General features: G+C 66.5%; 19 protein-coding genes. 5 read left to right on the top strand and 14 right to left on the bottom strand.

Annotation, left to right across the window (positions count from 1 at the left end; translation table 11 throughout):
* Positions 1–140: 140 nt before the first annotated feature.
* The 4 genes from BLS75_RS29455 to BLS75_RS29440 are packed head-to-tail and all read right to left on the bottom strand — an operon-like array spanning position 141 to position 3,302.
* Positions 141–1,352 (bottom strand): pyridoxal phosphate-dependent aminotransferase, encoded by a 1,212-nt coding sequence (locus BLS75_RS29455; RefSeq protein WP_072452790.1) that lies wholly within the window; start codon positions 1,350–1,352, stop codon positions 141–143.
* On the bottom strand, positions 1,349–1,972 hold the full coding sequence (locus BLS75_RS29450; RefSeq protein ID WP_065363271.1) for an RraA family protein: 624 nt from the start codon (positions 1,970–1,972) through the stop codon (positions 1,349–1,351). The genes BLS75_RS29455 and BLS75_RS29450 overlap by 4 nt, the downstream gene beginning before the upstream one ends.
* A gap of 2 nt (positions 1,973–1,974) precedes the next feature.
* Entirely contained in the window at positions 1,975–2,637 is a 663-nt protein-coding gene (locus tag BLS75_RS29445) for an RraA family protein (protein ID WP_072452792.1), read from the bottom strand.
* On the bottom strand, positions 2,634–3,302 hold the full coding sequence (locus tag BLS75_RS29440; protein ID WP_072452794.1) for an RraA family protein: 669 nt from the start codon (positions 3,300–3,302) through the stop codon (positions 2,634–2,636). The genes BLS75_RS29445 and BLS75_RS29440 overlap by 4 nt, the downstream gene beginning before the upstream one ends.
* Positions 3,303–3,405: 103 nt before the next feature.
* Between BLS75_RS29440 and BLS75_RS29435 the strand changes: the two genes are divergently transcribed.
* The 3 genes from BLS75_RS29435 to BLS75_RS29425 all read left to right on the top strand — a co-directional run bounded on the left by BLS75_RS29435 (position 3,406) and on the right by BLS75_RS29425 (position 5,969).
* On the top strand, positions 3,406–4,299 hold the full coding sequence (locus BLS75_RS29435; protein ID WP_072452796.1) for a LysR family transcriptional regulator: 894 nt from the start codon (positions 3,406–3,408) through the stop codon (positions 4,297–4,299).
* Positions 4,300–4,423: 124 nt separating this feature from the next.
* Entirely contained in the window at positions 4,424–5,242 is an 819-nt protein-coding gene (locus BLS75_RS29430; protein WP_072452798.1) for an alpha/beta fold hydrolase, read from the top strand.
* A gap of 1 nt (position 5,243) precedes the next feature.
* The gene (locus BLS75_RS29425; protein WP_072452800.1) at positions 5,244–5,969 is read left to right on the top strand and encodes an alpha/beta fold hydrolase; all 726 of its coding nucleotides are present in this window, start codon (positions 5,244–5,246) and stop codon (positions 5,967–5,969) included.
* Positions 5,970–6,056: 87 nt separating this feature from the next.
* On the opposite strand, the gene BLS75_RS29420 is transcribed toward BLS75_RS29425, so the two are convergent.
* From BLS75_RS29420 to BLS75_RS29410, 3 genes are all read right to left on the bottom strand, one after another.
* Entirely contained in the window at positions 6,057–8,240 is a 2,184-nt protein-coding gene (locus BLS75_RS29420) for a TonB-dependent siderophore receptor (protein ID WP_072452802.1), read from the bottom strand.
* Positions 8,241–8,471: 231 nt separating this feature from the next.
* A complete protein-coding gene (locus BLS75_RS29415) occupies positions 8,472–8,750 on the bottom strand; it encodes an Arc family DNA-binding protein (RefSeq protein ID WP_065363278.1) in 279 nt (92 codons plus the stop codon).
* Positions 8,751–8,966: 216 nt separating this feature from the next.
* Complete coding sequence (locus BLS75_RS29410; RefSeq protein ID WP_072452803.1) at positions 8,967–10,358, bottom strand: aldehyde dehydrogenase family protein; 1,392 nt, start codon at positions 10,356–10,358, stop codon at positions 8,967–8,969.
* A gap of 101 nt (positions 10,359–10,459) precedes the next feature.
* On the opposite strand from BLS75_RS29410, the gene BLS75_RS29405 reads away from it, so the two are divergent.
* Positions 10,460–11,338 (top strand): putrescine utilization regulator PtrR, encoded by an 879-nt coding sequence (locus BLS75_RS29405; RefSeq protein WP_072452833.1) that lies wholly within the window; start codon positions 10,460–10,462, stop codon positions 11,336–11,338.
* Between the two features lie 12 nt (positions 11,339–11,350).
* Here the strand turns inward: BLS75_RS29405 and BLS75_RS29400 are convergent, their stop codons facing one another.
* From BLS75_RS29400 to BLS75_RS29390, 3 genes are all read right to left on the bottom strand, one after another.
* A complete protein-coding gene (locus BLS75_RS29400; RefSeq protein WP_011062117.1) occupies positions 11,351–11,971 on the bottom strand; it encodes a LysE family translocator in 621 nt (206 codons plus the stop codon).
* Positions 11,972–12,179: 208 nt separating this feature from the next.
* On the bottom strand, positions 12,180–13,208 hold the full coding sequence (locus BLS75_RS29395) for a hypothetical protein (protein ID WP_072452805.1): 1,029 nt from the start codon (positions 13,206–13,208) through the stop codon (positions 12,180–12,182).
* 104 nt (positions 13,209–13,312) lie between these two features.
* Positions 13,313–14,311, bottom strand: coding sequence for a bile acid:sodium symporter family protein (locus tag BLS75_RS29390; protein ID WP_015636235.1), 999 nt, complete (start codon positions 14,309–14,311; stop codon positions 13,313–13,315).
* An 85-nt stretch (positions 14,312–14,396) separates the two neighbouring features.
* On the opposite strand from BLS75_RS29390, the gene BLS75_RS29385 reads away from it, so the two are divergent.
* Entirely contained in the window at positions 14,397–15,194 is a 798-nt protein-coding gene (locus BLS75_RS29385; protein WP_015636234.1) for an AraC family transcriptional regulator, read from the top strand.
* A 73-nt stretch (positions 15,195–15,267) separates the two neighbouring features.
* Here the strand turns inward: BLS75_RS29385 and BLS75_RS29380 are convergent, their stop codons facing one another.
* Genes BLS75_RS29380 through BLS75_RS29365 form a run of 4 tightly spaced genes read right to left on the bottom strand, consistent with a single transcriptional unit; the run spans position 15,268 to position 19,866 of the window.
* The gene (locus BLS75_RS29380; protein ID WP_015636233.1) at positions 15,268–15,720 is read right to left on the bottom strand and encodes a response regulator; all 453 of its coding nucleotides are present in this window, start codon (positions 15,718–15,720) and stop codon (positions 15,268–15,270) included.
* Positions 15,717–18,044: an ATP-binding protein gene (locus tag BLS75_RS29375; protein WP_176876780.1), complete on the bottom strand. Its 2,328-nt coding sequence runs from the start codon at positions 18,042–18,044 to the stop codon at positions 15,717–15,719. Before BLS75_RS29375 ends, BLS75_RS29380 begins: the two co-directional genes overlap by 4 nt.
* Positions 18,041–18,709 carry a response regulator gene (locus BLS75_RS29370; RefSeq protein WP_011062112.1) on the bottom strand — a complete coding sequence of 223 codons (669 nt, stop codon included), beginning with the start codon at positions 18,707–18,709 and terminating at the stop codon, positions 18,041–18,043. Before BLS75_RS29370 ends, BLS75_RS29375 begins: the two co-directional genes overlap by 4 nt.
* Positions 18,706–19,866, bottom strand: a complete 1,161-nt coding sequence (locus tag BLS75_RS29365; protein ID WP_065363281.1) for a sensor histidine kinase — start codon at positions 19,864–19,866, stop codon at positions 18,706–18,708. Before BLS75_RS29365 ends, BLS75_RS29370 begins: the two co-directional genes overlap by 4 nt.
* Positions 19,867–19,888: the final 22 nt, after the last annotated feature.

Raw genomic sequence — 19,888 nt, 5'->3', positions numbered from 1 at the left:
TATCGTAACTGCATACGCAGAGGGTGGGTCGTGCAGATTGGAGATGGCGCTATCGCGGGGGCAGATGGCGGCAGGTCTCTGCAGGTGCTGGCTTGCCAGCGAAGAGGCCCCCGAGATCGCCTTCGCCGGCAAGCCGGCTCCTACAAGGCGGTGCAGAAGCGTTCGATGGCGTCGCAGGCGCGCTGCAGCGCTGGGTCATCCAGGGCGTAGGCAATGCGCAGGTAGGGCCCCAGGCCAAAGGCGCTGCCCTGGACCACGGCCACATCGGCTTCCTCCAGCAGGGCATGGGCCAGGTCTTCATCACTGTTCAGCAGCCGGCCGCCGGGGGAGGTGCGGCCGAGCAAGCCGGCGCAGCAGACAAACACGTAGAAGGCCCCGGCCGGCACTGCGCATTTGAGCCCGGGAATGGCGTTCAAACGCGCCACCATCCAGTCCCGTCGTCGCTGGAATACCTCTCGGCTGTGCAGGATAAAGTCTTTGGGCCCGTTCAACGCCGCCACCGCGGCCTGCTGGGAAATGGCGCAAGCCCCGGAGGTCTGCTGGCCCTGGAGTTTTTCCATGGCCGCCAGCAGCCAGCGCGGCCCGGTGGCAAAACCGATGCGCCAGCCGGTCATGGCGTAGGCCTTGGAGACGCCGTTCATGGTCAGGGTGCGCGGTGCCAGGCGCGGTTCCACCTGGGCCAGGGTGTGGAAGGCCTGGCCATCGAAGATCAGGTGTTCATAAATGTCGTCCGCCAGGACCAGCACCTGGGGATGCTTGAGCAGCACCTCGGCCAGGGCCTGCAACTCTTCGCGGCGGTACACCGCGCCGCTGGGGTTGGACGGTGAGTTGAGGATCAGCCAGCGGGTCTGCGGGGTGATGGCGGCTTGCAGGGCGGCCGGCGTCAACTTGAAGCCGCTGCCGGCCTCGCAGCGGATGATCCGCGAGGTGGCGCCGCACAGCTGGACCATCTCCGGGTAGCTGACCCAATAGGGCGCCGGCACCAGCACTTCATCGCCCTCATCGAGGGTGGCGGCCAGGGCGTTGTAGATCACCTGCTTGCCGCCGTTGCACACCAGGGTGTCCTGCCACTCCACTTCCAGGCCGTTTTCCCGGCGGAACTTGGCCGCCACCGCTTCGCGCAGGGTGCGGCTGCCGGCCACCTGGGTGTAGCGGGTGTGGCCATGCTCGATGGCCTGGATGCCGGCCTGGCGCACGTGGGGCGGGGTGTCGAAATCCGGCTCGCCGGCGCACAGCGAGATGACCCTGGCCCCCGCGGCGCGGCGTTCGGCCACCCGATCGATGATGCGGTAGGTGGCTGAAGGCTGGGTGGCGGCCAGGCGCTGGTTGAGGCGTTGCTGGTCTGTGTTCATGCCGGTGTTCTCCAGGCCGTCAGTTGCATCAGTTCCAGGGTCGAATGGCCCTGCTCCAGGGCCTGCATCATCTGCGCTTCCTTTTGCGCTCGGGCTTCGCCCTCGGCCAGGGTGCGGGCGATATGAGCCTGGGGAATGATGATCACCCCGTCATCATCCGCCACCACCAGGTCGCCCTGGGCCACGGCGGCGCCGTTGAAGTTGAAGGGTTGGCCGACCGAGGGCGCGCTGGCCTTGACCGTGCCCTGCACTGAAACGCCTCGGGCGAACACCGGGAAGCCCCGGGCCCTGAGCGCCGCCACATCACGTACGCCGCCGTCGATCACCAGGCCCACCACGCCGGCGGCTTCGGCGGCCACGGTCAGCACTTCGCCCCAGTAACCGGCGATGAAATTGCCGGTGGCCACCACCAGCACGCTGCCCCGGGGCGCCCGCTCCATGGCCAGGTGCAAGGCCAGGTTGTCGCCGGGGGAGCACTGCAACGGGAAGGCCGGGGCGGCGATGAAGGCGCCGTCCCAGATCGGGCGAATTCGGCTGTCCACGGCGCAGGGCAGGCCGCTGGCTTCATACAGGGTCGAGCTGCCCAGGCGCTTGGCCTGGGCCTTGAGGTCGTTGAACATGCTCAGGATTTCCTCTGCAACTGGTGATAGCCCAGGGTTTCCCGGGCTTGCTTGAGTGTCTGGCCCTGGTCGAGCAGGGCGCGGATATCGGCTTCCACCGTTTCGATCCGGCGGGCGCAGGCGGCCACTTCCCGGGCGTGCTCGCGGGGCACCACCACCACGCCATTGGCGTCGGCCACTACGATGTCCCGGGGGCAGACCCGGGCGCCGCCGATGGAGATCGGCTGGTTCAAGGCCTGCACTTGCACCCGGTCCTTGCCGGTGCGCATGTAGCGGCCCTTGCTGAACACCGGGTAGCCATCGCCCAGCGCCTTGCCGACATCACGGCAGACGCCGTCGATCACCGTGGCGGCGATACCCTTGCGCCCGGCGTACTGGGTCATGATGTCGCCCCACACGGTGCAGTCGCTGCGTCCGCCGTTGTCGATCACCAGCACGTCCCCGGGCGCCACGTCGTCGATAAAGTCGCCCACGGTGCCCGGTGGCACGCTGGCGCTGACGTACTGCACGGTAAAGGCCGGGCCCACCAGCGTCTGTCGGTAGTTGTCCAGGGGCATCAGGCCCAGGCATTGGCCCGGCAGGCCGAGCTTGTCCAGGGCATCGGAGACTCCGGGGGTGTCGAGGCCGGCGAACAGCGCCACCAGTTCCTGGTCCTGGCTGTTCATTGGGCCGGCTCCTGCTGGATGGCGTCGAAGTGGCTGTCGTGCATCACCTCGGCCACCGAGCGGCCGCTGCGCACGGCGGCGACCATGGCGTCCTGGCGCCGAGTGATGCGTTCCGCCAGCTCCAGCACTTGCTCGATATGCTCTGCGGCGACGAACACCGTGCCGCAGTTGTCGGCGATCACGTAGTCGTCTTCATTGACCCAGGTGCCCGCGACCTCGATGGCCACGGCGCTGGCCAGCTGCACCACCCGGTTGCGGGCGCTGATCATGGTCACTCCACGGCCGTAGACCGGGTAACCGATGGCCGCGCTACCGTCGATGTCGCGGCTGTAGCCGTCGATCACCGTGCCGCGAACCTGTTTGGCGCTCGCGGCATTGGCCAGGATGTCGCCCCAGCAGGAAATGCCCTCCAGGCCTCCGGCAATCACCAGCACCCGGTCAGTGCTGCAAATCTGCTCCACTACCGGGGTAATCAGGTGCGCCGTGGGCTGCTGGTCGGTCTTGGGCCCGAGCAGTACGGTGCTGGCGCGGCCGACGATTTTTTCGCAGTTCCACAAGGGCCGCAGGCCCAGGGTGGCGCCGGGCAGGGCGAGGAAGTCGAGGGCGTCGGAGACGGTGTTGCTGTCCAGTGCGGCAAGGCGCTGGAGAGAATTGGCACTGGGCATGGGTGGCTCCCGTGGTGAAGGAGGTGCCAGTGTCGAGGCTGGGCTTTGATAGGTATATTACGAATCGCAGAAGCCTTTCATACGTTCAACCTATGGAATTTCCATGATCAATTTCCGCCTGATTCGCCACCTCTGGCTATTCCTCGCGGTGGCCGAAGAGCAGAATTTCAGCCGCGCCGCCAAGCGCCTGGGCATGTCCCAACCACCGCTGACCGAGCAGATCCAGGTGCTGGAGCACGCCCTCAAGGTCAAGCTGTTCGACCGCTCGCGCCGTGGCGCGCAGCTGACCCCGGTGGGGGCGGCGATCCTGCCGGCGGTGCGCAAGTTCGCCGAGCAACTGGAGCGCCTGGAGCTGGCGGTGCACGAGGCGGTGGCGGGGCAGACCGGGCTCTTGACTATCGGCGCCATCACCAGCGCCATGCTCGATGTGCTGCCGCCGCTGATCGAACAGCTCAAGGCCGATTACCCGCAGTTGACGGTGTCGGTGCGCGAGATCGACAGCGTCGAGGCGATTCCGGCGCTGGAAGCCGGCGATATCGACCTGGCCTTCGCCCGCCTGGAAGGCGACCTGGGGGCCAGCGTGCGTTCGCTGCCCTTGACCGAGGACCGCCTGGCGGTGGCTTTGCCCGCCGATCACCCGCTGGCCTCGCGTTCGCGCATCAGCCTGTCGAGCCTGGCCAACGAGCCGCTGGTGATGTTTTCCCGGCGGGTCAGCCCGGTGTATTTCGACAACCTGATCGCCACCTGCCGCGACAGCGGTTTCTCGCCCCGGGTGCTGCATGAAGTGCGTTCGGTGGCCTCGCAGATCGCCTTTGTCAGCTGCGGCCAGGGCATTGCCCTGGTGCCGGCCTCGCTGAAGACCGTGGCGCCGGACAACGTGGTGTTGCGGCCTCTGAGCCAACGGCTGAACGTGGTGACCACCGCCATGGCCTGGAATTCGACCCGGGCCAATCCCCTGGTGCAGGCGCTGGTGGCGCAGTTCCAGGGCGCCAACTGAGTGGCGGGGTTTTATAGCTTTGCCCTATGGCTGTGTTCTGCAATGGGGAATTTACAGGCAGCTTGCCGGCCCCGAGACTGGCCTTCCTGTCGCCTGCGCCTGCCTGAAGCCCAAGGATTGTTTCGTGCCATCAGCCCCCGAGTTCACCCACACCCATCTGCCGCTGAACGTGGCCGGCGTGCCCCTGCAAATCGCCACCCTGCATCGCGGCGGCACCCGTGCGCCGATCCTGTTCCTCCATGGTTTTGGTTCCACCAAGGAGGATTACGCCGATATCACCCGTCACTCGGCCTTCGCCGGCCAGCCCTTTATCGCTTACGACGCGCCAGGTTGTGGGGCAAGCCAGTGTGAGGACCTATCGCGGATCTCCATCCCGTTCCTGCTGGAGACCGCGTTGCAGGTACTGGAGCATTTCGGTATCGAGCGCTTCCATCTGGTGGGGCATTCCATGGGCGGCCTGACGGCCCTGATGCTGGCGGACCGCTGCCCTGAGCGGGTGCTGAGCTTTGTCGATATCGAAGGCAACATCGCCCCTGAGGACTGCTTCCTCAGCCGGCAGATTGTCGACTACCCCGAGGCGGACGCGCAGCGTTTCCTCGACGATTTCATCGAGCGCGCGCGCCATGCCCCGGCCTATGCCAGTGCCCTGTATGCCGCGAGCCTGGGGCACAAGGTGCGGGCAGGCGCGGTTCGCGGCATCTTCGAATCCATGGTCCAGCTATCCGATCACGGCAACCTGATGCAGCGTTTTCTCGGCCTGCCGTGCCCGCGCATGTTCATGTACGGCGAGCAGAATGCCGGGCTGTCCTACCTGGCGCAGCTCCAGGCCCGGGGTGTGCAACTGGCACGGATTCCCGACTGCGGGCATTTCCCCATGTATTCCAACCCGGGCCTGATGTGGCAGCACATCGCCCGGTTCCAGGTGGCTGCCAATGGAGGTTGAGATGCCGGGTTCAGGCACTGACAAACCATTGCCCCTGGTCCTGCTGCCCGGGCTCTTGTGCGATGAACGCCTGTGGCAGCAACAGGCACGGGCCCTGGGGCCAGAGCGCGAGGTGCAGATTGCCGACCTCAGCCTGGATGCCAGCATTGCCGAGATGGCCCGCCGCACCCTGCAACAGGCGCCTGCGCAATTCGCCCTGGCGGCCTTGTCCATGGGCGGCTATGTGGCCATGGAAATGTTGCGCCAGGCCCCCGAACGGGTGCTGAAGCTGGCGCTGTTCGACACCATGGCCCGCCCGGACGACGAGGCCCGGGCGCGGATGCGTCGCGGCTTGCTGGCCCTGGCCCGTCAGGGCCGTTTCAAGGGCGTGACCCCGCACCTGCTGCCGCGGCTGATGCACCCGCGCTGCCTGGACACGCCGGTGGCGAAACTGGTGCAGGACATGGCCCTGGTCATTGGCAAAGAGGGGTTTGTGCGCCAGCAACAAGCGATCATCGACCGTGCGGACTACCGCCCGCTGCTGGCGAGCATCAAGGTGCCGACCCTGATCGTGGTGGGCGAAAACGACGCCATCACCCCTCTGGCCGAAGCGCAGTTCCTGCACCAGGGCATTGTTGGTTCACGCCTGCAAGTGCTGGCGCAATGCGGTCACCTGCCGCCCCTGGAGCATCCCCAGCGCACCACCGAACTGCTGCGCGACTGGCTGACCCCGGCCGCTGGCCTGTAGGAGCTGGCTTGCCAGCGAAGGGGCCCCCGAGATCGCCTTCGCCGGCAAGCCGGCTCCTACGGGAGAGGTAGGAAGGGGCGGTCTGCATCAGAAATTCACCGAAGCACTCAACCGCGCCGTCAACGGCGCGCCCTGGAACAGGTAGTCGTCGCCCATGTATTCCCCGGTGTCGCGCCAGTAGCGCTTGTCGAACAGGTTGTCCACGGTCAGGCGGAACACGGTGTCGTAGCCATCGATGCGGGTGCTGTAGCGGCTGCCGATGTTGAAGATGGCGTAGGCGCCGGTGGCGACGTTGCCCTGGCGGTCGGCGTATTGGCTGGCGCTGTATTGCATGCCGCCCAGCAGGGCCAGGCCGTCGAGCCAGGGCAGGGCGTAGTCGCCCTGCAGGCTGGCTCGCAGGCGCGGGACGTTGAGGGTCTGGTGCCCCTCGTAAGCCGGGGTACCGGTGCCCTCCACCCGGGAGCGGATCGCCGCGACGCTGGCGGCAATCTGCAGGCGCTGGGTGGCCCAGCCGTTGGCGGAGAGCTCCAGGCCAGTGTTCTTTTGCTGGCCCTGCTGGACGTAGGTGAAACCGCCAGCAGCATCCGGGCGTGAGTACTGGTAGGCCTGGCGCATCTGGAACAGGGCGGCGGCAAAGCTCATGCGCTGCCAGTCGTACTTGATGCCGGTTTCGATCTGGCGCGAGACGGTGGGGGCGAGGGTGTCGCCATTGTTGCTGGCGAACCAGGGTGCCTGGCCACCCAGGCTCAGGCCCTTGCTGTATTGGGTGTACAGCGAAATGTTGTTGAGCGGTTTGTAGATCAATGCGGCCTGGGGCAGGAACACATAGCGTTGGGTGTGGCGATCGCGCACGCCGTCCTTGTCGAAGCTCTCTTCGTCCAGGCGTACTTCGCGCCCGCCGAGGACGGTCTGCCACTGTTCGTTGAAGCTGATGCGGTCGCTGAGGAACAGGCCGTATTGGCGGCTGTCCAGGCGTTTGTGGGTGTCGTTGAGGGCGCCGTCGTAGCGGCCGAAGTTCTCAGGCTCGCTCTGGATATTGCCCGTGCCAATCCATTGATTGATGGACTCGCGCCGGTCCACTACACGGCGAAACGCACTGGTTCCCACGCTCAACTCATGGCCCAGGCCTGCGGTGTCGAAACGACCATTGAGCACCGCCTGCACTTCATCGTTGCGCCGGGTGTCGTCGGGGCTGCGGAAGTCGTAGATGTCGTAGTTGCCTTCGGGGCTGAAGTAGTTGCCGTTGGCATTGATGCAGCCGGTGGTACAGCCGCCCCAGGCAAACGAACTGTAGTCATCGATCACCACCTTGCTGCGCGACGCACTGAGGTTGCCCTTCCAGTCATCGTTGAAGCGGTACTCGAAGTTGCCGCCGATGTTCAGCGATTCATTGGTCACCGGCTTTGACCCGCTCTGGTGCCCCAGGAGTCTTTTCGGCGAGGCGTGGTGGGGCAGGCTGGAGCCCCCCAGCAGTTGATAGCCCGGTGCCGAGCGCTGCTGCTTGTTCTGGTATTCGATGTCCAGTTGCAGCAGGGCGTCGGGGCTGATGTTCCAGTCCAGGGCCAGGGAGGCGAAGTCGCGCTGGCCATTGGTGTGCTCGACGTAGGAGTGCAGGTCTTCATGGGCCAGGTTGGCACGCAGGCCGAACTGCTGTTCGCTGCCGAACCAGCCGCCGACATCGGTGGCCAGGTAGCCGCTGCCGCGGTCGTCGGTGGAAACGGTCACCGAACGAATGTCCGTGGGCCGCTTGGTCACGTAGTTGATCAGCCCGCCGGGCTCGCTGACCCCGCTTTGCAGGCCGGAAAGGCCCTTGAGCAATTCCACCCGCTGCTTGTTTTCCAGGGCGACGTTCTGTTCGCCGGTGATGGTGCGGTTGTTGATCTTGTAGCTGCTGGCGGCATTCAGCGAGAAGCCGCGCACCTCGAAGTTTTCGTAATAGCCCACCGGCGCGTAGCTCTGGCCCACCGAGGCATCGTTCTTCAGCACGTCGCTGAGCAGGCGGGCCTGCTGGTCGAGGATCATGTCTTCATTGATCACGCTGATGGAGGCCGGGGTATCCAGCAAGGGCGTCTCGCTGAAACCACCCACCGAGGCGCTGTCGACGCGATAGCCGTAGGGCTCTTCGCCGCTGACGGTCTGGGTCGGCAACTGGGTGCCCGCGGCGTTGGCCACGGCGCTGCTGCCGGCCAGCAGCAGGCCCAGGGTCAGGCGGTTGAGGGGCAAAGCTGAGCTGCAGGTGCGCGCGCGGGCAGTCGGGTGAATCCGGCTCATGAACAATCCTAGAAGGCGACGCGGCCCCATGGCAGAAGCCGGGGGAGGTTCCTGGGAAGGCTACGAGCGTCGACCTGCGTGTGTAGTGAGGAACAGCGGGGGAGCCCTGCGAGCATCAGGCCGGGGCCTGGCGGTTGCCGCTGGGTACTGTCGGGCAGGCGCCATCATACAAGCTGCAGCGAGGGGGTAAAGGCGGGAAAGGTAGAAGATCGCGTGGCGGGAGTGGCCGCTTCAAGTCCTTGCGTAACACGGCGGTGGGCAATCCTGCTCGGGCTCCGGGTGGCCCATCTGCAGGTACTTGATCCGCTCCTCCATGGAATCGACCTTGCGCAGCAGCAGGCTGATGAGCTTCTCATTCATCTCACGGGTTTCATCGACGACCAGGGACTTTTCCAGGCGGTCGACGATTTCATTGTTCATGCTGCGGTTTTCTCGTTTGGCAATGTGTTTGAGCTGGTTGTGCAGGTCGCCTGGAAGACGAACGATGAACTTTTGCAGGGAGGAGCACATAGCGGACCTCAGAGTAATGCCAAAGAGCAGCATCATAAGAATGAGGCAGGCTTGCTTGCTTCAAGAAAATTCTTAAAAGAATGAAAAATACGGCGCTTTTTCATTAGGAAAGTTCTGATTCGCACCAGAACCGGCCTCTAATCCGATTAAAAAGCGGACCTGATCCAGGTCCGCTTTTCACCGGGGTCGTTCAGCCTATGACGTGGCCTCCGAGCCTCAACGGCGATCCAGCCACACCGTCTGCGCATTGCAGAATTCGCGTACGCCAAAGTGCGACAGCTCGCGCCCGAAGCCGCTTTTTTTCACTCCGCCGAAGGTCACCCGGGGGTCGCTGGCGCTGTAGCCGTTGATGAACACGCCGCCGGTTTCCAGCTCGTCGGTCATCTGCCGGGCCCGTTCCAGGTCCTGGGTGAAGATCGTGGCGGTGAGGCCGAACTCGCTGTCGTTGGCCAGTTCCAGGGCGTGTTGCGCATCCCGGGCGCTGATGATGGCGGCCACCGGGCCGAACAGTTCCTGCTTGAAGGCGGTCATCTGCTCGGTGACGTTGGCCAGCACCGTGGGTTGGTAATAGTTGCCGGCGCCTTCGACCTTGTCGCCGCCCAGCAGCAGGGTGGCGCCTTCGGCCAGGGTCGCCTGGACCTGCTGGTGCAACTCGTCACGCAGGTCGAAGCGGGCCATGGGGCCGATATAGGTGTCGCTGGCCAGCGGGTCGCCGATCACCAGAGCGCGGGTGGCTTCGACGAATTTGCGGGTGAACTCCGCGACCACCCCTTGCTCGATGATCAGGCGCTTGGCGGCGGCGCAGACCTGGCCGGTGTTCTGGTAGCGCCCGATCACCGCGGCCTTGACCGCTTCGTCGAGGTCGGCGTCGTTGAGCACGATAAAGGGGTCGGAGCCGCCCAGTTCCAGCACGCACTTCTTCAGCGCGGCGCCGGCCTGGGCGCCGATGGCGATGCCGGCGCGCACGCTGCCGGTGAGGGTCACGGCGGCGATGCGGCGGTCGGCGATGGCGCTGGATACGCCGTCCGGGGTGACGTTGAGCAGCTCGAACACCCCTTCAGGGAAACCGGCGCGCTGCATGGCGTCCAGCAGCAGGTAGGCGCTGCCCATGACATTCGGGGCGTGCTTGAGCACGTAGGTGTTGCCCGCCAGCAGCGCCGGCACCGCGCCGCGCAGCACCTGCCAGATCGGGAAGTTCCACGGCATCACCGCGAGGATCGGGCCCAGTGGCCGGTACTCGATGCGTGCCTTGTTGTTTTCTACCAGGGTCGCTTCCGGGGCCAACATGGCCGGGCCGTGCTCGGCGTACCACAGGCACAGCTGGGCGCACTTTTCGATTTCGCCCCGGGCCTGGGGCAGGGGCTTGCCCATTTCCAGGCTGATCATGCGGGCCATGGCCTCGCTGTTGTCCCGCAGGGCCTGGGCCAGTGCGTTCAGGCGGCTGGCGCGCTCGGCGATGCTCTGGCGTTTCCACTGGGCGAAACCAGCGGCGGCACGGCTCAGCGCGGCGTCCTGCTCAGCCTCGGACTGGTAGGGGTAGGCGCCGATCTGCTCGCCAGTGGCGGGGTTGATGGACAAGGCGTGGGTGTGGCTGGAAACAAGGCTCATGGCACCGTCCTGCTCGGGTGGGAATGGCGGCAGGTTACGGTGCTGGATCTTTGCTGAAAACTGAATAATATTGAGCAAGTCGTTCACGTTTGGAGAATGCCGTGGATCTGGTCCAGCTGGAAATTTTCAAGGCCGTTGCCGAGCAGGGCAGCATCAGCGCCGCCGCGCAACTGATCCACCGGGTGCCGTCGAACCTAACCACCAGGATCAAGCAACTGGAGCAGGACCTGGGGGTGGAGCTGTTTATCCGCGAGAAGAGCCGCATGCGCCTGTCCCCCGCCGGCTGGAATTTCCTCGACTACGCCCGGCGCATTCTCGACCTGGTGGCCGAGGCGCGTCTGACTGTGGCCGGCGAGGAGCCTCAGGGACCGTTCGCCCTGGGCTCGCTGGAAAGCACGGCGGCGGTACGCATCCCGGCGCTGCTGGCGGCCTACAACCAGCAGTACGCTAAGGTGGAACTGGACCTGTCCACCGGCCCCTCCGGGACCATGATCGACGGCGTGCTGTCTGGCCGCCTGGTGGCCGCCTTCGTCGACGGCCCGGTGCGCCACCCGGCCCTGGAAGGGCTGCCGGTGTTCGAGGAGGAAATGGTGCTGATCGCCCCGCTGGGGCATGCGCCGATTACCCGGGCGCGGGAGGTCAACGGCGAAAGCATCTATGCCTTTCGCGCCAACTGCTCCTACCGTCATCACTTTGAAAGCTGGTTCACCCAGGACGCCGCGGTGCCGGGCAAGATCCATGAAATGGAGTCCTACCACGGCATGCTGGCCTGCGTCAGCGCCGGCGCCGGGCTGGCGCTGATGCCCCGCAGCATGCTGGAAAGCATGCCCGGCTGCGCCACGGTCAGCGTCTGGCCGTTGTCCCCGCGTTTTCGCTTCCTGCACACCTGGCTGGTCTGGCGGCGCGGCACCGTGTCCCAGAGTTTGAGCAGTTTTGTGAAGCTGCTGGAGGAGCGTGGGGCGGTGCTGGCTGAGGTTTGAGGGGAGCGATGTTCAACGCCTGCTCAAGGCCAGGCGAGCGGCAAACAGTACGAAGATCATCCCTGTGGTGCGGTCCATCCACTGGATCACCTTTTCCCGCTGCAGCACACCGGCCAGGGGCCGGGTGGCGGCGATCAGCAGTAGCGACCAGACCAGCCCCAGCACCACGTGAATGCTCACCAGGCCGAAGGTCCAGGCCACCAACGGCTGGCCCTGGGGAATGAACTGCGGCAGAAAGGACACGTAGAACACTCCCACCTTGGGGTTGAGCACATTGCCCAGCATGCCCTTGAGAAACCAGTTGGTGCCGGGGTCGCTGTTCGCGCCTGTGGGAGCAAACGAGTGGCGCGGGCGCAGCAGCATGTTCAGTCCCAGCCAGGCGAGGTAGGCGGCGCCGCAGTACTTCAACAGGTTGAAGGCCAGTTCCGACACCGCGATCAAGGCCCCCAGGCCGAAGGCCACAGCCGCGCCCCAGATCAGGCAGCCGGCATTGATGCCCAACGCTGCGCGCAGCGCCTGCCGCCGGCCTTCCACAGTGGCGGTGCGCAGCACCAGGGCGGTGTCCAGGCCCGGGGTCAGGGTCAGCAGCGTGGCGGCCAGGGTGAAGGCCAGGAGATTCTCAGTGATGGACATGGGGCAGGGTTTCAAACTTTGGGGTTGGCGAACGTTAGCACAGCCGTGGGGTGCCAATGCGCGCCACGGGTGCGGGTGATCACGGAAGGGGCGGTGAATCTGTAGGAGCGAGCTTGCTCGCGATGATTTCCAACGCGCCGCAGCTTCCCTGCAAGTGCGCGTTATCGTTGACGTCCTTCGCGAGCAAGCTCGCGCCTACAAGGGTGGGTCAATAGGGGCCGCGGGGTTCAGGAATGCCCAGTTGCTGTTGTCGGGCTCTGACCTGGTTGTCCACGGCGCGTTTGCCACTGAGCAGCTTGAGGTGCTGCACGTTGGCCGGTAGGTGGCTGTCGATCAGTGCCAGTAGATCCAACTGTGGGGCCTTGATGATGCGCAGGTCAGCGATGTTCGAGGTTTTCAGGCCGCTGAGTTCCCCCAGGGCCTTGAGGTTGATCAGGCTCATCTTGCGCAACTGCGGTGCCCCACCAAGGTCCAGTTGGCTCAATTGCGCCTGGTCCTCGATCTTCAACACTTCAAGCAGGGGAAAGCCATCCAGGTCCAGGCGGTTGAGGCCACGCACCCGCATGATCTCCAGTTCCTTGACCTGGGGATTGCGCAGCTCCGGCATCTGCTCACGGCTGCCGAAGGTTACCGAGAGGTTGAGCAGGCCGGTCATGCCGGCGACCATGCCCAGGGGCGTCTTGGCCGGCATGCGATGCAGGTCCAGGTGGCGGATGCCCGGGCACTGGCTCAGTACGTCCAGGTGATGGCTTTGCACGCTGAGGGACAGGGTGTGCAGCTCGGCCATGGTGGCCAGGGGCGCGAGATCGATGGCCGGGCCCTTGTCCAGGGACAGGCGCAGCGTTCGCAGCCCCCTCAAGTTGGGCAGGGCCAAGAGGCCCGGCAGGTCGGCGCTGATGACTTGCAGGGCGAAATCCTTGAGCTTGTGCAGGCTGCCAATGGTTTCGAAGTGTTCCAGCGTGTCCAGGCAATCCAGGCTCAGGGAGTGAACATTGGGCAGGGCGAGCAAGGTGCGTCCGTCAAACGCGCTGCCCGGATAGTGGCTGTAGAAACGCACATTGAGGCGCTCGCCGAAACGGGCGCAGAGCGTGTCGAGCTGACTCAGCAGCTCGCCGTCGTACTGTTCGGCCTTGGCGAACTGGACGATGACCTGGGCCTGGTCATCGGCCTCCAGCCGGGCGCTAACCTGCAGTTCCAGGTCGGCCTGGCTGGGGGTTTGAATTCGATGGGGAAACATCAGCGGTCCTTGATGATTTTCGCCGCGGCATCATGCCATTGCGCGATCTTCACCGCCATCTGCGCGCAGGCCCGGCCAGCCGCCGGGCCGCCTTGCAGGAACAGTTACGGGTCGACCTGGCCCATCAGCTCGGCCACCGATTCCGGGCGCTTGGCGTAGCGCTGGGCCAGCACGGCGCAGACCATCAGCTGGATCTGGTGGAACAGCATCAGGGGCAGAATCAGCACGCCCATGGTGCTGCCGGCAAACAGCACCTGGGCCATGGGCACGCCGGTGGCCAGGCTCTTTTTCGAGCCGCAGAAGAGGATAGTGATGCGGTCTTCCTGGTCGAAGCCGAACAGCTTGCCGAGAAAGCTCGACGCCAGCAGCACCAGCGCCAGGAGGACGCAGCAGGCCACCACCAGGCCGGCCAGTTCCCACAGCGGGATCTGGTGCCAGATGCCTTCGTTCACCGCTTCGCTGAAGGCGCCGTAGACCACCAGCAGGATCGAGCCCTGGTCGACGAAGCGCAGCCAGTTCTTGTTGCGCCCGACCCAGGCGCCGATCCAGCGTCGAGCGATCTGCCCGGCGATAAAGGGCAGCAGCAACTGCACGCTGATCTTGAGGATGGCGTCCAGGGTCGAGCCACCTTCGCCGTGCACGTTCAGCAGCAGTGTCACCAAGAGCGGGGTGAGGAAGATCCCGAACAGGCTCGACGCCGCGGCGCTGCAGATGGCCGCCGGGATATTGCCCCGGGCCAGGGAGGTGAAGGCGATCGCCGATTGCACCGTGGCCGGCAGGGCGCACAGATACAGCATGCCCATGTACAGGTCGTTGCCCACCAGCGGTGACAGCAGCGGCTTGAGCGCCAGGCCCAACACGGGAAAGAGGATGAAGGTCAGGCTGAACACCAGCAGGTGCAGGCGCCAGTGGCCGGCCCCGGCAATGATTGCCTCGCGCGAGAGCTTGGCGCCGTGGAGGAAGAACAGCAGGCCGATGGCGATGTTGGTCAGCCAGCCGAAACCTATGGCCACCTGGCCGCTGGCCGGCAGGAAACTGGCCAGCAGCACCACGCCGATCAGGGTCAGGGTGAAGTTGTCGGGCAAAAGACGCGAGCGAGTCATAGCGGGATCATCCGGGGGTTGCCAAGTGCGGTGGGGCGACTCTAACGTGGCTGCGTTTTACCGACTAACGCCAAGGAGCCAGTTAATGCCGCCTAAAGGACATGAAAAGATCGTCCGGCGCAGTATTCCCGGTTTGCCCAGCCTGCCGCGGCCGGTGTACGGGCGCACCGAATCCTTGCCCAATCGCGCCTTGACCCGGCGCCACAGCCACCCGTGGGTGCAATTGTCCTACGCCATTGCCGGGGTGCTGGAGATCCAGACCAGCGGCGGGCGCTTTATCGCCCCGCCGCAACGGGCGGTGTGGATTCCCGCCGGGGTGCCGCACCGGGTGTTCAGCTCGCCGCGCACCGAGATGCGCAGCCTGTACCTCGATTGCAGCGTTACCACCTGGGCGGCGCCGGACAGCTGCCAGGTGCTGGCGGTCAGCAGCCTGCTGCGGGAGTTGATCCGCGCCTTCAGTGAATTGCCTGTGGAATATGTCGAGGACAGCGCCGACGGGCGCCTGGCCCAGGTGCTGCTGGACCAGTTGGCCGCCGCGCCGCAGCTGGACCTGATGCTGCCGCTGCCCCACGACGTGCGCCTGCGGGCGATCTACCGCAGCCTGCAGGCGCACCCGGAGCAGGCCACGACGCTGGGCCAGTGGAGCCAGAAGCTTGGGGTGACGGAGAAGACCCTCAGCCGCCTGTTCCTCAAGGACACCGGGCTGACCTTCCGTGCCTGGCGCCAGCGCCTGCGCCTGCTGGGCGCCCTGACTCCCCTGGAGCAGGGCGAGCGGGTCACCGATGTGGCGCTGGCCTGTGGTTATGACTCGACCTCGGCATTTATCGCCGCCTTTCGCCAGCAGTTCGACGCCACCCCGGGGGAGTTCTTCCGCGACCTCTGACCCCCCGAGCTTCCTGTAGCCGCAGCCTGCGGCAGCGGCTACAGGGGGCGGTGGTGGGGCCAGGTGCGGCAGGTCAGGTTCTTGGTGGGCGCAGCAGTTCGATGCGCTCCGGCGGCACCAGGGTGCGCAGGGTCTTGTACAGGGCCCGGGTCTCCAGCAGGTTCCAGATCCGCAGCAGGGTTTCCAGGGCATCCAGGGGTTTGCTGATGAAGTCCCGGGCGCCCAGGGCCAGCGCCCGCAGGCGAGTGTCGCGGGTGGCGTCGGCGGTGAGTACCAGGATCGGCAGGTAGTCGTTGGCCGGGATCCGTCGGTTGAGCTGTTCCAGTACCGCAAAGCCATCGAACTCGGGCATGTGCAGGTCGAGGATCACCAGGTCCGGCTCGAAGCTGTTGAACAGCTCCAGGCTGCGCAGCGGCTGGGTGCTGCTGAGGACGTTGTGCAGCCCTTCGCGGGCCAGCAGCTGTTCCATCAGGTCGAGGTTGGGGCGCTGGTCATCGATGATGAGGATGCGCAGATCGGCAGTCATGGGAGCTCCGGAAGACAGGCATCGAGGTGGGCGAAGAACACCGGGATGTGGATGGGCTTGGTCAGGATCGCCGTGGCCCCGGCGTCGAGCAGGGCGCGCCGGGTCGGTTCGCTGGCGTCGGCGGTGATCATCAGGATCGGGATGTCGGCCGTGGCGCTGGAGGCCCGCAGGCGTTGCAGCACCTCCAGGCCGGGCAGGTCCGGCAGGCTGACGTCCAGCAGGATCATCTGCGGCGCGTGCTGGCGGGCCAGGTCCAGGCCCATCTGGCCTTGCATGCTCGACAGCAGCTGGATGCCCGGGCGCCGTTGCAGCAGGGTTTCGATCAGCGCCAGGCTTTGCAGGTTGTCTTCGATGCACAGCACCTTGCCCTGGTAGCGGCTTGCGGGCTGTGGCGCCGGCACGTTCAGCGCCGGGGCGTTGCAGGGCGCCACGGCGGCTGCAGCGGCCAGGCGCACGAAGGGCAGCTCCAGGGTGAAGCAACTGCCGCTGCCCGGGTTGCTCTGTACGCCCAGGCTGCCGTCCATCATTTCCAGCAGGCTCCTGCTCAGGGCCAGCCCCAGGCCGGTACCTTCGACCCTGGGGTCGGCGTCCAGGCGTTCGAAGGGCTTGAACAGGCGCTCCAGGCGCTCGGCGGTGATGCCGGCGCCGGTGTCGAGCACGCTCAGGCGCAGGCGCGATGCCTCGATCGCCACGTCGATGCTGACCCGGCCACCCGCGCGGTTGTACTTGATGGCGTTGGACAGCAGGTTGAGCAGCACCTGGATCAGGCGCTGGCGGTCGGCGATCACGCCGCTGTCCGCCGCCAGTTCCGGTAGCGGCGCCAGGGTGATGCCGGCGTCCGCGGCCATGGGTGACACCAGGGTCAGGGCTTCGTGCAGCACCGCCGCCAGGGCCATGGGCTCGACGTTCAGCGGCAGGCGCCCGGCCTCGATACGGGCAATGTCCAGCACCTCGTTGATCAGCCCCAGCAGGTGCTGCCCGGCCCGCAGGATATGCCCGACCTGGGGCCGCTGGCCGGCATTGGAATCCATGTCCAGCAGTTGGGCGAAGCCGAGGATGGCGTTCAGCGGCGTGCGCAGTTCGTGGCTCATGCGCGAGAGGAATTCGCTCTTGGCGCGGCTGGCGCTTTCCGCTTCCTCGCGGGCGGTGCCCAGGGCGATTTCCGCGGCACGGCGATCGGTTATGTCCCGGGTGATCTTGGAAAAACCGCGCAGGGCGCCGCTGGCGTCGTACTGCGCGGTGATCACCACGCTGGCCCAGAAGCGGCTGCCGTCCTTGCGACAGCGCCAGGCCTCTTCCATGTAGTGGCCGTGGGCGGTGGCCTCGCGCAGGGCCATGTCCGGGTGCTGGGGGCACTCTTCGGGCAGGTAGAACAGGGAAAAATGCCGGCCGATGATTTCCTGCTCGCTGTAGCCCTTGATCCGTTCCGCGCCGACGTTCCAGGTGGTAACCCGGCCTGCGGTGTCCAGGGCGAAGATCCCGTAGTCCTTGACCCCGTCGATGATCAGCCGCAGGCGTTCCTCGTTGTCGCGCAGGGCCCGTTCGCGCTCGGCCAGCAGTTGCCCGGCCTCCACCAGGCGCGTGCCCAGCTGGCCGATTTCATCCTGTTCCGGCGCTTGCGGGCGCAGCGGCTGGCCCAGGGCCAGGCGCTGGGCATTGCCCTGTACCTGCTGCACCCGGGTGACGATGCCCCGGGACAGCAACAGCACCGCGACGATGGCGCCGAACAGCCCGCAGCCGGCGGCCAGCAAGGTGGCGAACAGCAGGCGCATGCGGGTTGCCGCGGCGGCTGCGCTACGTTCGGCCAGCAGCGCATCCTCGCGCACGCGCATGGCGCTGATCTGCTCGCGCAGCACGTCCAGTACCTGCTTGTTGTCGATCAGGATCGCGGTCACCGTGGCGGCGTCGTCGCGGCTGCCGTTGCGCAGGGCCACCAGGCCGTCGAGCTTGGTGCGGATCAGCGGGGTGATGGTCTGCAGGTAGTCGCGCATGCGCGGGTCCTGGACATTCTGGTCCAGGCGTTGCAGCGCGGCCTCGATCTGCGGCCGGGCCTGGAGGTAGGCGGGCAAAAAGTCCTCGCGCCGGGTCAGCAGGTAGCCACGCACGCTGGCGGCGGCCTCGGCCAGGAGGGTGTGCACCGCCTGGATATCGCCCTGCACCAGCAGCACCCGGCGCACGTCCTCCTCGGCGCGGGCGGTCTGGCGCTCGGTGCTGTAGATCAGCACCAGCGACAGCAGCAGGATCACCAGCGGCAGGGAGATCACCACCAGCGCCTTGCCCCGCAGCGGCAGGTCGGCCCAGCGCCGGGCGCTGAGCAGGTTCACGGCCACTGCCCGGCAGGTTGCGCCACCAGCCCCAGGGCCATGCCGCGCACCGCGGCCTGGGTACGGTCGGCGGCGCCGAGCTTGCCGATCACCCGTTCCACGTGGGCCTTGGCGGTGCCGGTGGTGATGCCCAGCTTTTCACCGATCTCGCGGTTGCTGAAGCCACCGGCCACCAGCCCCAGCACCTGGCGCTCGCGGGCAGTCAGGGCCTGAGCCTGGGGCGCCTGGCCGTTGCCGCGCTCGCTCATGCGCCGCAGCAGGCGGGCGCTGACCGCACTGTTGAGCGCCTCTTCGCCCCGGGCCACGCGCTGCAGGGCGTCGAGCACCTCTTCGCGGCTGGCGTCCTTGAGCAGGTAGCCCACGGCGCCGGCGGCCATGGCGGCTTCCAGGTGATCGGGGCTGTCGTCCATGGTGAAGATCACCACCTTGACCTCGGGCTGGCGCTGTTGCAGCAGGCGCGCGGCCCCCAGGCCGTTGAGCAGGGGCATGCGGATATCGAGGATGGCCAGGTCCGGGCGCAGTTGCTCGCACAGGGCCAGGGCTTGCTCGCCATCCCTGGCTTGCCCCACCACCTCGAACTCCGGGTTGCCCGCCAGCAGGGCGATGAAGCCGGTGCGGGTGACTTCATGATCGTCCGCCAGGACCAGGCGTATCACCGCTGTCATACCGCGTGCTCCAGGGAGGGGACGGGGACGCGGGCGAGAATCCGCGTGCCGCTGCCGGGCCGGCTGTGGCAGGTGAAACGCCCGCCCAGCAAATGGGCGCGTTCCTGCATGGCCACCTGGCCCAACTGTTCGATGCCCTGGCCGGATGCCGGCTGGAAACCTGCGCCGTCGTCGCTGATGCCGAGCACCGCCTGGCCTGCTTCCAGGGCCAGGTTCAGGCTGACGCTGTGGGCCCGGGCATGCTTGAGGATGTTGTTGATGGCTTCCTGGGCGATGCGGAACAGGGCGATTTCCAGGGCCGCCGGCAGGCGCTCCGGGTAGCGCTGCTGCCAGTGCACCGCCAGCCCGGCGTCGCGCAGGCGGTCGGCCTCGCGGTCGATGGCCCGCAACAGGCCGAAGTCGTCCAGCACATGGGGGCGCAGGCCGCCGATCAGTTGCCGGCCTTCGCCGACGCAGCCCTGGGCCAGCTGCAGGATGGTCTGCAGTTCATCGTGCAGGGGCTCCGGCAGCGGCGGGCAGCGCCCGGCGAAACCCTGCAGGCGCTGGTGCAGCCCGGCCAGGGTTTGCGCCAGGCCGTCGTGCAGGTCGTAGGCGACGCGCTTGCGCTCATCCTCCTGGGCGCTGAACAGGCGCTGCACCAGCTCCGACATGCTGCGCTCCCGGGCTTGCAGGTCCTGCAGCAGGCGCTGGTTTTCCAGGTGCGTGGCCAACAGCGTGGCCAGCAGTTGCAGGGATTCCAGGTCTTCGCTGTCCGGCGCGCTGATGGGCACACTGTTGGCCAGCAGCAGGGCGCCGAAGGGCTGGCCGTCGGCGCGGTGCAGCAGTACGCGCAGCACCCCGGTTTGCGCAAGCGGGCGCTCCAGCCATTGGGCCTGCCCGGCCACGGCGCGCAGGGCTTGCAGGCATTCGCCATGGCCCTGTTCGGCGCTGGCGTGGGCCACGCCGTCGCGGCTCCATTCCAGCAACAGCCCCTGGTCCATGGCGACAAAGGCGCAGGCCCGCTGCACCACCCGCTGGCGCATCTGTCCGGGGGGCAGTTGCAGCAGCTCCTGGCCGGTGTCCACCAGCAGCCGCAGGCGCGCGGCGCGGCTTTGCGACTGCCGGTACTGGCTGCGCAGGGCCAGGGCGCTGGCGGGATCGAGGGGCGGGCTGGGCATCGGGAAACTCCAGGGTGGGGGC

This window comes from Pseudomonas sp. NFPP12 (assembly GCF_900103205.1).
GTDB classification, from domain to species: Bacteria; Pseudomonadota; Gammaproteobacteria; order Pseudomonadales; family Pseudomonadaceae; genus Aquipseudomonas; species Aquipseudomonas protegens.
This window is presented reverse-complemented; position numbering and strand designations above follow the sequence as displayed.

Bases quoted from the DNA above. Each gene is read 5' to 3' on its own strand.
- BLS75_RS29455 (WP_072452790.1), bottom strand. From the start codon at position 1,352: ATGAACACAGACCAGCAACGCCTCAACCAGCGCCTGGCCGCCACCCAG.
- BLS75_RS29450 (WP_065363271.1), bottom strand. From the start codon at position 1,972: ATGTTCAACGACCTCAAGGCCCAGGCCAAGCGCCTGGGCAGCTCGACC.
- BLS75_RS29445 (WP_072452792.1), bottom strand. From the start codon at position 2,637: ATGAACAGCCAGGACCAGGAACTGGTGGCGCTGTTCGCCGGCCTCGAC.
- BLS75_RS29440 (WP_072452794.1), bottom strand. From the start codon at position 3,302: ATGCCCAGTGCCAATTCTCTCCAGCGCCTTGCCGCACTGGACAGCAAC.
- BLS75_RS29435 (WP_072452796.1), top strand. From the start codon at position 3,406: ATGATCAATTTCCGCCTGATTCGCCACCTCTGGCTATTCCTCGCGGTG.
- BLS75_RS29425 (WP_072452800.1), top strand. From the start codon at position 5,244: ATGCCGGGTTCAGGCACTGACAAACCATTGCCCCTGGTCCTGCTGCCC.
- BLS75_RS29420 (WP_072452802.1), bottom strand. From the start codon at position 8,240: ATGAGCCGGATTCACCCGACTGCCCGCGCGCGCACCTGCAGCTCAGCT.
- BLS75_RS29415 (WP_065363278.1), bottom strand. From the start codon at position 8,750: ATGTGCTCCTCCCTGCAAAAGTTCATCGTTCGTCTTCCAGGCGACCTG.
- BLS75_RS29410 (WP_072452803.1), bottom strand. From the start codon at position 10,358: ATGAGCCTTGTTTCCAGCCACACCCACGCCTTGTCCATCAACCCCGCC.
- BLS75_RS29400 (WP_011062117.1), bottom strand. From the start codon at position 11,971: ATGTCCATCACTGAGAATCTCCTGGCCTTCACCCTGGCCGCCACGCTG.
- BLS75_RS29395 (WP_072452805.1), bottom strand. From the start codon at position 13,208: ATGTTTCCCCATCGAATTCAAACCCCCAGCCAGGCCGACCTGGAACTG.
- BLS75_RS29390 (WP_015636235.1), bottom strand. From the start codon at position 14,311: ATGACTCGCTCGCGTCTTTTGCCCGACAACTTCACCCTGACCCTGATC.
- BLS75_RS29385 (WP_015636234.1), top strand. From the start codon at position 14,397: ATGCCGCCTAAAGGACATGAAAAGATCGTCCGGCGCAGTATTCCCGGT.
- BLS75_RS29380 (WP_015636233.1), bottom strand. From the start codon at position 15,720: ATGACTGCCGATCTGCGCATCCTCATCATCGATGACCAGCGCCCCAAC.
- BLS75_RS29370 (WP_011062112.1), bottom strand. From the start codon at position 18,709: ATGACAGCGGTGATACGCCTGGTCCTGGCGGACGATCATGAAGTCACC.
- BLS75_RS29365 (WP_065363281.1), bottom strand. From the start codon at position 19,866: ATGCCCAGCCCGCCCCTCGATCCCGCCAGCGCCCTGGCCCTGCGCAGC.